The 13,496-nt window shown below is 66.1% G+C and carries 14 protein-coding genes and 1 pseudogene; 7 read left to right on the forward strand and 8 right to left on the reverse strand.

Going from position 1 to position 13,496, the window contains the following annotated elements; genetic code table 11:
• Window positions 1-454: 454 nt before the first annotated feature.
• Window positions 455-1,657: a YncE family protein gene (locus BVC93_RS17600; protein ID WP_083738601.1), complete on the forward strand. Its 1,203-nt coding sequence runs from the start codon at window positions 455-457 to the stop codon at window positions 1,655-1,657.
• 16 nt (window positions 1,658-1,673) lie between these two features.
• Here BVC93_RS17600 and BVC93_RS17605 read toward each other — a convergent pair whose 3' ends face one another.
• A complete protein-coding gene (locus BVC93_RS17605) occupies window positions 1,674-1,973 on the reverse strand; it encodes a hypothetical protein (protein WP_083738602.1) in 300 nt (99 codons plus the stop codon).
• Window positions 1,974-2,040: 67 nt separating this feature from the next.
• Window positions 2,041-3,240: a lipid-transfer protein gene (locus tag BVC93_RS17610; RefSeq protein WP_083741121.1), complete on the reverse strand. Its 1,200-nt coding sequence runs from the start codon at window positions 3,238-3,240 to the stop codon at window positions 2,041-2,043.
• A gap of 69 nt (window positions 3,241-3,309) precedes the next feature.
• On the opposite strand from BVC93_RS17610, the gene BVC93_RS17615 reads away from it, so the two are divergent.
• Window positions 3,310-4,371 (forward strand): NAD(P)H-dependent amine dehydrogenase family protein, encoded by a 1,062-nt coding sequence (locus BVC93_RS17615; protein ID WP_083738603.1) that lies wholly within the window; start codon window positions 3,310-3,312, stop codon window positions 4,369-4,371.
• Window positions 4,372-4,404: 33 nt separating this feature from the next.
• Here BVC93_RS17615 and BVC93_RS17620 read toward each other — a convergent pair whose 3' ends face one another.
• Entirely contained in the window at window positions 4,405-4,650 is a 246-nt protein-coding gene (locus BVC93_RS17620; protein ID WP_236950009.1) for a UsfY protein, read from the reverse strand.
• 122 nt (window positions 4,651-4,772) lie between these two features.
• Between BVC93_RS17620 and BVC93_RS17625 the strand changes: the two genes are divergently transcribed.
• A complete protein-coding gene (locus BVC93_RS17625) occupies window positions 4,773-5,636 on the forward strand; it encodes a patatin-like phospholipase family protein (protein WP_157516976.1) in 864 nt (287 codons plus the stop codon).
• Here BVC93_RS17625 and BVC93_RS17630 read toward each other — a convergent pair.
• The gene (locus BVC93_RS17630; RefSeq protein WP_083738606.1) at window positions 5,613-6,575 is read right to left on the reverse strand and encodes a patatin-like phospholipase family protein; all 963 of its coding nucleotides are present in this window, start codon (window positions 6,573-6,575) and stop codon (window positions 5,613-5,615) included. The genes BVC93_RS17625 and BVC93_RS17630 overlap by 24 nt on opposite strands.
• A gap of 52 nt (window positions 6,576-6,627) precedes the next feature.
• On the opposite strand from BVC93_RS17630, the gene BVC93_RS17635 reads away from it, so the two are divergent.
• Window positions 6,628-6,909 (forward strand): VOC family protein, encoded by a 282-nt coding sequence (locus tag BVC93_RS17635; protein ID WP_236950010.1) that lies wholly within the window; start codon window positions 6,628-6,630, stop codon window positions 6,907-6,909.
• A 69-nt stretch (window positions 6,910-6,978) separates the two neighbouring features.
• Here BVC93_RS17635 and BVC93_RS17640 read toward each other — a convergent pair whose 3' ends face one another.
• Window positions 6,979-8,655 (reverse strand): CocE/NonD family hydrolase, encoded by a 1,677-nt coding sequence (locus tag BVC93_RS17640; RefSeq protein ID WP_083738607.1) that lies wholly within the window; start codon window positions 8,653-8,655, stop codon window positions 6,979-6,981.
• Window positions 8,656-8,717: 62 nt separating this feature from the next.
• Between BVC93_RS17640 and BVC93_RS17645 the strand changes: the two genes are divergently transcribed.
• Window positions 8,718-9,317 (forward strand): TetR/AcrR family transcriptional regulator, encoded by a 600-nt coding sequence (locus BVC93_RS17645; protein ID WP_083741122.1) that lies wholly within the window; start codon window positions 8,718-8,720, stop codon window positions 9,315-9,317.
• A gap of 26 nt (window positions 9,318-9,343) precedes the next feature.
• Here the strand turns inward: BVC93_RS17645 and lpqV are convergent, their stop codons facing one another.
• On the reverse strand, window positions 9,344-9,754 hold the full coding sequence (gene lpqV, locus BVC93_RS17650) for a lipoprotein LpqV (RefSeq protein WP_083738608.1): 411 nt from the start codon (window positions 9,752-9,754) through the stop codon (window positions 9,344-9,346).
• Between the two features lie 118 nt (window positions 9,755-9,872).
• Here lpqV and BVC93_RS17655 point away from each other — a divergent pair, with 118 nt between their 5' ends.
• Together BVC93_RS17655 and BVC93_RS17660 are read left to right on the forward strand one after the other, a co-directional pair.
• On the forward strand, window positions 9,873-10,424 hold the full coding sequence (locus BVC93_RS17655) for a cysteine dioxygenase (protein ID WP_083738609.1): 552 nt from the start codon (window positions 9,873-9,875) through the stop codon (window positions 10,422-10,424).
• The gene (locus BVC93_RS17660; RefSeq protein ID WP_083738610.1) at window positions 10,421-10,798 is read left to right on the forward strand and encodes a rhodanese-like domain-containing protein; all 378 of its coding nucleotides are present in this window, start codon (window positions 10,421-10,423) and stop codon (window positions 10,796-10,798) included. Before BVC93_RS17655 ends, BVC93_RS17660 begins: the two co-directional genes overlap by 4 nt.
• Window positions 10,799-11,014: 216 nt before the next feature.
• Here BVC93_RS17660 and BVC93_RS17665 read toward each other — a convergent pair.
• A pseudogene (locus BVC93_RS17665) lies at window positions 11,015-12,708 on the reverse strand (alpha/beta hydrolase).
• Between the two features lie 9 nt (window positions 12,709-12,717).
• Window positions 12,718-13,491 (reverse strand): enoyl-CoA hydratase, encoded by a 774-nt coding sequence (locus BVC93_RS17670; RefSeq protein WP_083738611.1) that lies wholly within the window; start codon window positions 13,489-13,491, stop codon window positions 12,718-12,720.
• Between the last annotated feature and the right edge of the window lie 5 nt (window positions 13,492-13,496).

A 13,496-nucleotide genomic window follows, 5' to 3' on the forward strand; every position in this document is an offset into this window, starting at 1 on the left:
CCGTAGTGTGCAAGCTCAGCGAACAAATGTTGCACTGTCAAGATCATTGTGCCGCCGCACGAGCCGTGTTAGCGCCATGTTTCGCGGGCTGGTTGTGCGCCAGCGGAGGCGCGCCGAAAAGCGGGGGTGTGATTTGGACCTCATTTTGTTCGCCGGGCTAAGAATTTGATAATTAAGGAAACTCCAAGAATTCAAATTCGTCGATTAGCGGAGTTTCTCTCATGGGCAGTTGGAGAACTTATGTCGGTTAGCTGACAGCAAACAACACGATTGTATAACGAAGCTGACTGAGCAGGTGCTGAAGCTAACCGTCCGTGTCGGTCGATGGTTTTGACCGGAATTGGAATTGCACTCTTTTTCGCCGCTACACTCGACCGGGGTCAGCGCTACATGGCGCTGAGAATGGGCGGGAACGCGTCTGTACCGCGACCGTCAGCAAGGGAGGATCGACACCATGGCAAACAAAGTGGCGAATGTGGACGATGTGACTGATGCGATCAAGGGTGTCGCGGTGATCGACCGTTCGCAGGGCCCTGGCCACGGTCTGTCAGGTATTGCAGCTGTCTCAACCAACCTGCTGCGCAGCCATCTGCACCGTGTGCCCGCGGTGGCATCCGAAGTTGCCGAGCCTCTCGCCGGTGCGGCCCCGTTGCCCGGCGTCGACGCGCCGTCGGCCTTCGCTGCGATGGGCATGTCCGCGGTGGGATCGGGAACTGTCACCGCGATGGCTGTCGATCCGTTCGACGGCAGGCTCTACGTCGCCGATTTCTCCGACGACGCCGTGGTGGTCCTGGACGGCTACACGCTGCGGACCTCTGCCGTCATCACCGATGTCCCCGAGCCGTACGCGCTGACCGTCGCACGGGGACGCGCGTACGTCAGCGCACTCGACTGCGGCAACGACGTGGTGGCCGTTCTGGACGGCGATTCCGTGGTGGACAGTCATCCCCTCAGCGACACTGTGCAGGACGTGGTGACCGACCGCGAAGGCCGCTCGGTGTACGTCGCCCGCAGCAGTGACACCGGTGTCGACGTCGTCGTCATCGACACCGAGACCCGCAGCCTCCGCACGGTCGAGTTGTTCAGCCGGGCAGGCGAAGTGGCCAACACCTTGCGTCTGAGCGGCGACGGACGCTTCCTCGTTCTCGCCACCACCGACCAGCTCGGCGGGCGGCTGGTGATCATCAGCACCGCAGAACTGCGGGTGATCGACACCTTGACCGTGGTCGAGCCGGTGCGCAGCCTGGCGGTCAGCCACGACGGTGCCACCTTGTGGGTGGCCACCGACGATGAGGCCGCGGGCGGACTGGTCGATGCGCTGGACGTGCGCTCACACCGGCTGTTGGGCACGGTCGCCGTCGACAGCGCAGTTCGTCAGCTGATGCTCAGCGCCCTCGGTGACCGGGTGTACGCCGTCACCGAAGACGCCATCAAGGTGGTGTGCACCCACACCCACAAGGTGGTCGACGTCATCACCACCGACTTCGCGCCATCCTGCATCACCGAGAGCGGCGACGGCAGCCGCCTCTACGTGGCCGGTTTCGACGGCCGGGTGGCGCTGTATTCAGTGGAGTCCACCACGCCCTCGGTGCTGGCCCGGATGGCCACGCCCGAGGCGCTGGCCGGGCCCGCTGTCCGGGAGTTGCAGCGGGCCTGACCGGACCGCAGGCAGGTCACGTGCAGTTCAGCGAGACCGAGATGGTCTGGCTGGTGATCACCCGAACGGCGCCGGGTTCGTCATCGCCCACCACGCCGACGTATTCACTGTTGGTCTGAGGATTGCGCACATTGGTCACGATGCAATCCGACAGTGGTCCGGCGCCTACGCGGTCGATGTTGACGGTGTAGCCCTGCGCCTCGAGGTTGGCGATGGTCTCCGCGGCCGTCATGTCGGCGACCGCCAGGCCGGCCGGCGCCGCCAGCAGGGCCGTGGTTGCCGCCCCCAGTGCCGCGATTGCTCTTGCGGTCCGCATAACCGTCTCCTCTTGCTGCACCCCGGCCCTCACTACTGAAGGTACATCGCCGCGGCGCAGGAAAACGCTACCGCTCTGCGCGCTGGTAGGCCGTGACGACGGCGGCCCCGCCGAGCCCGATGTTGTGCTGTAACGCCGCCGTCACTCCGGAGACCTGCCGTTTGTCGGCGGTACCGCGCAGCTGCCAGGTCAGCTCCGCGCACTGCGCCAAGCCTGTGGCCCCCAGCGGGTGGCCTTTGGAGATCAACCCGCCCGACGGATTGACCACCCAGCGCCCGCCGTAGGTGGTGTCGCCGTTGTCGATCAACGCAGGGGCCTCGCCCGGGCCGCACAGCCCCAACGCCTCATACAGCAGCAGTTCGTTGGCCGAGAAGCAGTCATGCAGCTCGATCACCTGGAAATCTTCGGCGCCCAGTCCCGATTGATCGTAAACCCGTTGAGCTGCTTGCATATTCATGTCATAGCCGATGATGTTGGCCGCGCTGCCGTCGAAGGTGCTGGCGAAGTCGGTGGTCATGGCCTGCCCCACGATCTCCACCGCCTGCCCAGCCAGATCATGCGTGGCGACAAAATTCTCGCTGGCGAGGACGGCTGCCCCGGATCCGTCCGAGGTGGGGGAGCACTGCAGTTTGGTCAGCGGATCAGAGATCATTCGGGCGCCCAGGATGTCGTCGAGGGTGTACTCGTCCTGGAACTGGGCATAGGGGTTGTTCACCGAGTGCTTGTGGTTCTTGTAGCCGATCTTCGCGAAGTGCTCGGCGGTGGTGCCGTACTTCTTCATGTGCTCGCGGCCGGCTGCGCCGAACATCCACGGCGCCACCGGAAATGCCATTTCATCGATCTCGTTCAAGGCCACGATGTGGCGCATCAAGGGATTTTCGCGCTCGCCCTGATCATCGCGGGCGCCGCCCAACGAGCCCGGCTGCATCTTCTCGAAGCCGAGCGCCAGGGTGCATTCCGCCAACCCGCCGCGGATCGTTTGCGCAGCCAGGTACAGCGCGGTGGACCCGGTGGAGCAGTTGTTGTTCACGTTGACGACGGGGATGCCGGTCATGCCCAGCTCGTAGAGTGCGCGCTGCCCGGACGTCGAGTCACCGGCGCAGTAGCCGACGTATCCCTGCTCGATCTCGGTGTAGGCGACACCGGCGTCCTCGAGGGCCATGGTGCCTGACTCCTTGGCCATCTGCGGGTAGTCCCAGCCCTGGCGGCGACCGGGCTTCTCGAACTTCGTCATACCGACGCCGATGACGAACACTTTGTTGGGCATGGCCAGAAACATACAGATCGCGGGCGGTTTGGTGTAGACCTAATTAGAACGTGTTCTAGGAGGTTCGCGATGGTGTTGAAGGTCGTGCAATGGGCCACCGGCGGCGTCGGCGTCGCCGCCATCAAGGGCATTCTGGAGCACCCCGACCTCGAACTCGTCGGCTGCTGGGTGCACTCGCAGGCAAAAGTGGGCAAGGATGTCGGTGAACTCATCGGCGTCGGGCGGGTGGGCGTCATGGCCACCAACCGCATCGACGACATCCTGGCACTGGACGCCGACGCGGTGATCTACGCGCCGCTGCTGCCCAATCCCGACGAGGTGGCCACGCTGCTGAGGTCCGGCAAGAACGTGGTGACGCCGGTGGGCTGGGTGTACCCGAGTGCACGGCAGGGGGCGGACCTGCGCGCGGCGGGTGAAGAAGGCAACGCCACCCTGCACGGCACCGGTATTGCCCCCGGCGGTATCAGCGAGAAGTTTCCGCTGCTTCTCTCGGTGATGTCCACCGGGGTGACTTATGTTCGGGCCGAGGAGTTTTCCGACCTGCGAACCTATCTGGCTCCTGACGTGGTACGGCATGTGATGGGCTTCGGAGATACTCCGGAGAAGGCCCTGTCCGGGCCCATGCAGAAACTGCTCGACGGCGGGTTCATCCAGTCGGTGCGGATGATCGTCGACGAGATGGGTTTCGACGCTGATCCGAAAGTGCGTGCCACTCAAGAGATAGCGGTAGCCACAGCCCCAATCGATTCGCCCATCGGGGTCATCGAGCCCGGTCAGGTGGCGGGCCGCAAGTTTCACTGGGAGGCGCTCGTCGGCGACCAGTCAGTCGTTCGGGTAACCGTGAATTGGCTGATGGGTGAGCAGAACCTGGATCCCGCATGGGATTTCGGCGCGGAAGGACAGCGCTACGAGATGGAGATCCAGGGCAACCCCGACTTCACCGTGGTCATCAAGGGATTCCAGTCGGAATACGGCGCGGACGAGGATGGCGTCGAGTCCGGCGTGGTGGCCACAGCCGCACACTGTGTGAACTCCGTGCCCGGGGTGTGCGCCGCCAAGCCTGGCATCGCCACGTATCTAGACCTGCCGTTGTTCTCGGCGAAGGCCGCTGCGCACCTGGCGCGAGGGTGACACCTGATTCGGCGGGTGTTTCGCTGAGTACGATCAGCTACTGGGGGTCTGCCAGTCGGCGTCCGGGTGGGCGTCGACATACTGCGCCTCCAGACGGCGCACCCGCCTGCGTTCCCGGCTCAGCCAGCTGAATCCGGCGATCATCAGCACCGCAGCAACCAGCGCCATGACCACGCCGACCGTGGTCTGCGCGACGGCAAACGCGAACAGCGCACCGAACACCGCCGCGGCACCTACGCCGATCGCGATCAACGCGGGAAACGCCTTGGTGTTCTTCATGTTCTGACCTGCGTGCTTCCGTGTCGTCCGCAGATGGTCTACGGGGTCGCTGGCCTTGTCACCCATAGGGCAGGCGTACCCGGCGGCCACTGGTTCAAACGGTGCGGGCAGACTCTGAAACCGTGACGAATGGACTGGTACTGGCGGGCGGAGGACTGGCCGGCATCGCCTGGGAGACCGGAGTGTTGCTCGGGATCGCCGACGAGGCCCCTGACGTCGCTGCCGCGGTGCTGGACTGCGACGTCTTGGTGGGCACTTCGGCGGGCTCGGCGGTGGCCGCACAGATCAGCAGCGGGGTCTCGCTGCAGGACCTGTTCGAGCGGCAACTGACAGGCGCGGTCCACGAGATCGATCCCGGTGTCAGCATCGACGACATCACGGCGCTGTTGATGTCGGCATTGTCGGACCCTGCGGCCACTGTGCAGCAGCGGATGCAACGCATCGGTGCCCTGGCTGCCACTGCGGAAACGGTGCCTCAGGACCTCCGCCGCACGGTGATCTCCGATCGGCTCCCGTCGCACGACTGGCCCCAGCGGACACTGCGGGTGACGGGCATCGACATCGAGACCGGCGAGCTGGCGGTGTTCGACCGCAGCGCCGGTGTCTCACTGGTGGACGCGGTCGCCGCCAGTTGTGCGGTGCCCGGAGCATGGCCGCCGGTGACGATCGCGGGCAGGCGCTACATGGACGGTGGGGTGGGCAGTGCGGTGAACCTGGCGGTGGCAGCCGATTGTGACGCCGTGCTGGTCCTGGTGCCATCGCCGCAGAACTCGCCGTCGCCGTTCAGCGCGGGTGTGGCCGCCGAGGTAGCGGCTTTTCCGGCGGAGAGCCTGGCGGTGTTCGCTGACGACGCTGCGGTCGCCGCTTTCGGCAGCAATCCGCTGGACCCTCGGTGCCGCCGCCCGTCGGCGTTGGCGGGTCGGGTGCAGGGGCGGCAGGTGGCGGCCGCTGTGGCACAGTTCCTACGGCGTCTCGGGTGGCGGTAACGCGTCGAACGCCGCTGCCGCGAGTTCCTGGCCGATGTCGATCACCTCGGCCGCGCGGTGGAACTCCAAGCTGCGACACGCATTTCGCGGCACCTCGATCAGCAGGTCGGGTGGATACGCAGCCAGCGTGTGGCGGGCCAACGCAGCCTGGGCGATGTCGATGGTCCGGTTCATCACCTCGAAGCTGCCGAGCTTCGGCGCCGGCGACTCCTTCGAGGCGTCCACCAGTTCGTCGTCGCTGGACGTGGTGAAACGACTGAGCACCGACCGCGCCGACGGGGTGTCGAGCACCGAACGGGCAGCCTTGGTGTCCAGCAGTGCCGACGTGCTGCGCCACATCCGGTTCATCCACTCGGTGCCTGCCCGGGATCCGACGTCGGCGCCGGGCGGGCGAGGATCGTTGCCGGACAGGCTGATCGCCACGGTCAGGTCGGCGTTGACAGCGGCGATGGGCGCCATGGGGAGGGGATCGAGAATGCCGCCGTCAGCGAGCAGACGCCCGTGCAGCACGTGCGGGGAGATGATCCCGGGGATGGCGATGGAGGCCCGGATCGCCGCGTCCACCGGCCCGCGCTGCAGCCACACGGACCGGCCCGCGATCAGGTCCGTCGACACCGCCGTGTACGGGATGGGCAGTTGCTCGATGGTGACGTCGCCCAGGATCTCGCGCACCGAATCGAGGATCTTCTCGGCGCGCAGCACTCCGGCGGCGCTGATCGACGGGTCCAGCAGGCGAAGCACCGCGCGTTGGGTCAACGACAGCGCCCAGTCGGTGTAGTCGTCGAGCTTGCCGGCCGCGTAGACGCCGCCCACCAGCGCACCCATCGAGGACCCCGAAATGCCGACGATCTCGTGTCCGCGTTCGAGCAGTTCGTTGATCACCCCGATGTGGGCGTAACCCCGAGCCCCACCACTGCCAAGGCACAGCGCCATCCGCATGGCTACATTGTGTCGTGGTTGGCCTCGACGGTGACGGGTAACCCTGGTGTCTGTGATCGGAAAAGTGCGTTCTGTGGTGCTCGACTGCAAGAGTCCGCGACTGCTCGCCGCCTTTTACGCCGAAGTCCTCGGAGGTGCTGTCGAGATCTCCGACGAGACCTGGGTGGTGCTCAACACACCCGACGGGCTCCGGCTGGCATTCCAATTGGCCCCCGAACACGAACCGCCTGTGTTTCCCGACCGGCGCGGCACTCAGCAGTTCCACTTGGACATCGAGGTGCGCGATGTCGAGGAAGCGCAGGCGAAAGTGCTGGCGCTCGGGCATCTCGGGTGACCGACGCAGAGGACGAGACCGACTTCCGGGTCTTCCGAGACCCGGCCGGGCACACGTTCTGCCTGGTGTTCAACCTTTGATCACCGGCAGCAGAAGCCGCGGCTGGCGGTTCTGTCCCCAGTGCAGTGTGCACGTGCCGCGAGGGCCGCGGGCGTAGCGGGCGGGAAGTTGGCCGGTCAGCGGGTTGACCGGCCACAGCCAACGGCCCGCGACCACCACTCGCAACTGGTCGCCCGCGCGGAACAGCGTGGACGACGGCCCCAGCGCTATGTCGACCTGCACCACCTCACCCGGCTGCAGCGGCTTCGGGGTCTGATAGCTGGGCACCGGTTCGGACGGGGTGGAGGCTTCGGTGTCAAGGGTCCGCATCGACGCCTTCAGCCAGCCCGTGGTCACTCGGTCGCGGCCGAAGCCGTAGGACCCTTCGAACGGCACATACTTTGACCCGCACCACTTTTCCACTCCGACGAACAGATCCACGTCGTCGGCGCCGACCATCGACACGAACAACCGCAACGCCATGGGCCCGGTCAGTTCGGTGTCGGCGGGCACCGTCCACCCGAACCGGACGCCTCCTCGTCGGGTGTGGAAATCCAGAGATCCCTGCGTCGGCCCTGGTTCGGCGGTCAGCCCCTCGGCTCCCAGGTACAGCGGTGTCCACTGTGTGGAGGGCAGTGGCCAGTCGTCCTCGGCGCGCACCTCGACGATCTCGTCTCGGCTGGCCCGCACCTCCACCCGCACCGGCGGTAGCGGCTTCTCGGCGCCGTCGCGCAGATGCCGGTTCAGGAACGCCAGCTGCGCGGCCCGCGCCTCCTCGGAGTAGAACGTCATCCACTTGCCGCCGCGGTGGGTGTACAGGTGTTTGTGGCAGGAGCTGATGTGCTGGAAGCCGCGGATCGACCCGCGGCTGTGTAAGTTGTTGTCCGACAAGCTGCCACAGATCAGTGCGGGCACGTCGATCGCCGTCAGGTCCGGTGTCAACGACTCCCAGAACCCGTCGCGCACCGGATGCTCGGTGTTGCGTTGCGCGATGTCGAAGGTGGCCCGGTTGCCCTTCAGCCCGCGGGCCCACATCGTGACGAATCCGATCTCCTGGATACCGCCGGGGCGAAGCAGATCGCGGTAGGGGTCGGTCATTCCTTCCCAGGGCACGATGGCTCTCAGGTGGGGTGGCCGCTGGGCGGCTGTATTCCATTGTGAGATGGCGAGATACGAAACCCCGAGCATCCCGACCGCGCCGGTGCTCCAGGGCTGGGCGGCGGCCCACTCCACCAGGTCGTAGCCGTCCTGACCCTCCTGGACCGTCAACAATGCACCGGTGCCCTCGGAGGTGCCCGCCCCGCGCAGATCGCAGTTGACCACCGCGAAACCCTTGGCGGTCCACCACGCCGGATCCGGGGCCTCCCACGTGGTCAGTGAGGAGAACCGGACGTGGCCTGGTTGGCGAAGAATGCGGTACTGAAAGGGAATTCGGCCTTTCGCCGGCAACTTGTCCTTGCCGTACGGGTGGGCGCACAAGAGTACCGGGAACGGACCCTCGCCCGTCGGGCGACAGACGTTCACCCGCAGTACCGTCCCATCGCGGGTGGGGACGGCGACGTTGTTGTCGGTGACGACGCAACCCGTGGGCGGCTCGTAGACCTCGACGGTGGGTCGCACCAGCCGGTGCAGACGATGCAGCGCGTAGCGCACGGCACCCGGGCGGCGCCACGGGCGGTCAGGGGCGGCGGCATCGACGGTGGGCATAGTCTCACGCTACGATGAAACAAGTTTCAACGCAACGGGAAATTCGCGCTATGATGCGAGACATGGCGAAGAAGCCGACCACCCCGGGGCCCAGGGATGAACGAGGAGTACTCGCGGCGCGCATCGTCAGTGCCGCCCGCGACGCCTTCGCCGACACCGGCTGGGCAGGCACCACCATCCGCTCGGTGGCACGGGCGGCCGACGTCGACCCCGCGCTGGTCTATCACTACTTCGGGTCCAAGGAAGGGTTGCTGGACGCGGCCACCACGCCGGAGCCCAGGTTCCTCGAACGGGTGGCGGCCACCTGGACGGTGCCCGAACCGGAACTGGGTCGGGCACTGGTGGAAGCGCTACTGGCCAACTGGGCCGACCCCGAGATCGGGCCCTTCCTGAAGGCAATGCTGCAGACCGCCGCCCACGAGCCGAATACCAGGGAGAAGCTGCGCATGGTGGTCGAGCGCAGCCTGATGGGGGTGTCCCAGCTCGGCGCCGACGAACGTGACCGGCTGGTCCGCAGCGGATTGATCTCGTCGCAGCTCATGGGTTTTGCGTTGATGCGCTACGTCTGGAAGATCGAACCCGTCGCGTCCATGTCCGACACCGAGGTGGCGGCGGCCTTGGCTCCCACCCTGCAGCGCTACATCGACGGTGATCTCCGGTGATTCGCTCAGCGTGATTCCAACTCGGTTCAGCCGCATTCGCCGTTGGCGGCGGCCTCCACTGCCATCACCGCACCGGCCTGTTGCGCCTGCGTCAGTGACGCCCACGTAGTGCCGAACGTACCGGGACCAACGGCGCCGGGCGCCTGTAACTGCGCCAAATAGGGCTCGATCAGCAGCAGTCGATCACCCGGTTGAGCATCCATCCACAACTTCGCTGCACGGCAGGCCTGGCCGTACTGCGATTCTTCTGCATCGGCTGGGACGTCGACCGCAGTGGTGACGCCGCCGGGGGACACACCGGGCGGTGCCGCCGACGTCGGACGTTCCGTCGTGGGCGAGTTCGTCGTTGGCACGGGCGGTGGTGGCGATACCGGCTCGGGCGAGCTGCAGCCGGTGACGACGACGGCGGCCGCGGTAGCCCAGTAGAGGCTGCGCATGACCGCCAATCTATGCAACACTGGCGGCGTGATGAAGCGCATCGGCCACCGGGAGTGTTGTCAGGCTCGTTGAGCCAGACCCTGCCCTGCCCGCTTCACCCTTCGGAGTTTCCTTGTCATGACTGCTGTTCTCCCGTCCTTGCGTGCGTCCGACATCCCGTCCGTCTCCGGTCCCACCCGACTGCGCCTGCCGGATCTGCTGCACGCCACCGACCACACCGCCAACGACGTGCTCGACGGCCGCTACGACCACCTGCTGCCCGCCGGCGGCGTGCCCACCGACCGGCGCTGGTTCACCCGGGTGCACGGTGACGACGAGCTCGATATCTGGCTGATCAGCTGGGTTCGCGGCCACGCCACCGAACTGCACGACCATGGCAGCTCACTCGGCGCGCTCACCCTGCTCTCCGGCGCACTCGACGAATTCCGTTGGGACGGAGACCAACTCCGCCGTCGCAGGCTCGAGGCGGGGGACCAGGCGGCGTTTCCGCTGGGTTGGGTGCACGACGTGGTGTGGGCGCCCACCACCCCGGTGACGGTTACCGGACCCACACTCTCGGTGCACGCCTACTCGCCGCCGCTGAGCGCGATGTCCTATTACCAGGTGACGGACCGCAGCACGCTGCGGCGCCAGCGCACCGAACTCACCGACCACCCGGAGAAGGAATGAGCCGCAGTCGTATCGATGCGCTGCTGGATCAGGCCCGCGCCAAGCTGACCCGGCTAGACGCCGCCGATCTGCCCGCCGCACTGGACCGTGGAGCGGTGCTGGTCGACATCCGCCCCGCGGCCCAACGTGCCGCCGAGGGTGGTGTGCCTGCCGCACTGGTCATCGAGCGCAACGTCCTCGAATGGCGGTGTGATCCCACCTCGGACGCCAAGATCCCGGAAGCCACCGGCGACGATGTCGAATGGGTGATCCTGTGCTCCGAGGGGTACACCTCCAGCCTGGCCGCTGCCGCGCTGCAGGACCTCGGGCTGTACAAATCCACCGACGTCATCGGCGGCTATCACGCCCTGGTGGCTGACGGCAGTCTGGTCTGACGCTCAGAAGTCGCCTCAGCCGTCCTGTACCCCACATCGGTCGCAGCATCTGTTTGCGCTGCTTCTCAGCGGGGCTTGGCCGCCCCTCGCTGCGCTCGGGGTTCCGTCCTGCACCCCGCATCGGTCGCAGCATCTGTTTGCGCTGTTTCTCAGCGGGGCTTGGCCGCCCCTCGCTGCGCTCGGGGTTCCGTCCTGCACCCCACATCGGTCGCAGTGCTACTCATCCGAGTGCATCATCGGCCGCAGCTTGGCGGTCTTCTCCGGTGTCCACCCCGGCGGTTGCAACACCGCGGCCCAGCCGTCAACGACGCTCTGCACGTAGCGATGGCCATGGCCGTCGGGCACGTCGACGGCAACTGCCATGTCGGCGGACACCTGCAGGAACGTCACGACCGGAATCCAATGCACGCTGGGCAGCACATCGTAGCCACGAGGCTCCTTGAGCCAATCCGGCTCGGCGAACAGCAGATCCGGGTTCCACCAGGCGATCGGATCCGAGGCGTGCTGGAGATACACCACGCGCGGCGTGCTCCACGGGGCATCCGGCCGGTTGAGATCCTCAGGGCGCGCGGCGAATCGAACGTTGGCGCCGTCGTCATAGATCGGCAGCCATTCCGGCGAACCCGGGTCACGGGTGCGGGTGAGGTCGGTCCACATGGTGTTGTTGAACGTCGGGCCGGAAAACAGGGCACCGTCGGTGCGCGCGATGATGTTGTTCAAGCTCAGGAACGGCGCCTCACCACCAAAGGATCCCAGGCTCTCACCGAACACCACGAGCTTCGGGCGTTCTGCTTCCGGCATCTCCCGGATCAGTTCGTCGACAGCCTCGAACAACGCCTGACCGGCCTGACGGGCATTCTCCTTGTCCACCAGAAAGGACAGCCAGCTCGGCAGGAAGGAGTACTGCATGGACACGATCGCGGTGTCGCCGTTGTACATGTACTCCAACGCCGACGCCTCGGCTTCGTTGATCCAGCCGGTGCCGGTGGTGGTGGCCACCGCCACCACCGCACGGTCGAGCCCGCCGGTGCGCTGGAGTTCTCGGGCCGCCAATTCGGCGGTTTCGTGGATGCCGTCGGCGGAGTTCAACCCCGCGTAGGCGCGGATAGGTTCGGTGGCCGGGGCGCCGTTGAATTCGGTGAGCTGCTCCACCGTCGGTCCGCCACTGACGAACATCCGACCCTGGTGGCCCAGGGAGGACCAGCTGTCCAGCGACTCGGGGCCGCCGGACCTCAACGTGGAGGTAGGCGCCGGGTTGTCCGGGCTCTCCTCGTTGTTGACGGCTTCGAAGGTGTTGTTCAACGTGCTCATCGCGAACCGGACCACGATGCCGTTGAGCAGTGCGATGGTCAGCGACACCAGCAACAGCACCACCACCGTAGCCGAAACCCGCGGTGGGGCAATGCGATTGAGACCCCTCTCGAGGAAACGCACCAGGCGTCTGATCAGCTGACCCATCTCGACGAACAAGAACAACACCACGATCGAGATCACCGCGGTCAACGGATGGTCCAGCCGGTCCAGCCGCGCCACCCCGAACATGTCGCGGACGTCGTCCTGCCAGTGGTGGAACCAGACGATCATCACCACCTGGCCGATGACACCCACCACCAGCAGCGCCAGCCACGCCCACCGAGGCGCTGCGGGACTGGTCTCCTTGGAGCGCATGAACCGCACGAGCCAGACGGCGAACACGCCCAGCCCATAGCCGATGGCACCGCACGCACCGCTGACAATGCCCTGGAACAGCGGACCGCGGGGCAGCAGGGACGGCGTCAGTGACGCCAGATCATCACCAGGCCGCCGGCAGTGCCGAAGAACGTGTAGTGCCTCAGCCACCAAGACTTTTTGCTGACTTCGTGGCCCTGGTGTTCTTCAGGCTTTTCGTCAGCCGCTACGGTCGCTGTCACGCATGGATATTAGCGGTGTGTGAAGTTCGCGGCGCGCTTCTCTGCGAACGCGTTCATGCCTTCGGTCTGATCCTCGGTGGCGAATGCCGAATGGAACAGCCGCCGTTCGAAGAGGATGCCTTCGGCCAGGGTGACCTCGAAGGAGCGGTTGACCGCTTCTTTGGCCAGCTGCGCCGCGGGCAGCGACATCTGGGAGATGGTGGTGGCCACCGCCTTGGCCTCGGTCAGTAGATCGGCTGCGGGCACCACGCGGGACACCAGCCCGGCGCGGTCGGCTTCTTCGGCTCCGATGGTCCGCCCGGTCAAGATCAGGTCCATGGCCTTCGCCTTGCCGATGGCCCGGGTCAGCCGCTGGCTGCCGCCCATCCCGGGCAGTACTCCCAGCTTGATCTCCGGCTGGCCGAATTTTGCGGTGTCGGAGGCGATCAGGATGTCGCACATCATCGCCAGTTCGCACCCGCCGCCCAGCGCGTATCCGGAAACCGCGGCGATGGTGGGGGTGCGGACTGCGGCGAACTTCGCCCAGCCGGCGAAGAAGTCCGAGCCGAACATCTCGCCGAAGGACTTGTCGGCCATCTCCTTGATGTCGGCACCTGCTGCGAAGGCCTTCTCGCTGCCCGTGACGATGATGGCGCCGATACCTTCGTCGCTGTCCAGTTCGGCTGCGGCGGTGGTGACTTCGTCCATCACCTGGGTGTTGAGGGCGTTGAGGGCCTTGGGCCGATTCAACGTGATGGTGGCGACGCGCTCGTCACGGTCGACGAGGATGGTCTGATAAGTCATGACTC

Origin of the sequence: Mycobacterium sp. MS1601 (genome assembly GCF_001984215.1) — a bacterium.
GTDB lineage: Bacteria > Actinomycetota > Actinomycetes > Mycobacteriales > Mycobacteriaceae > Mycobacterium.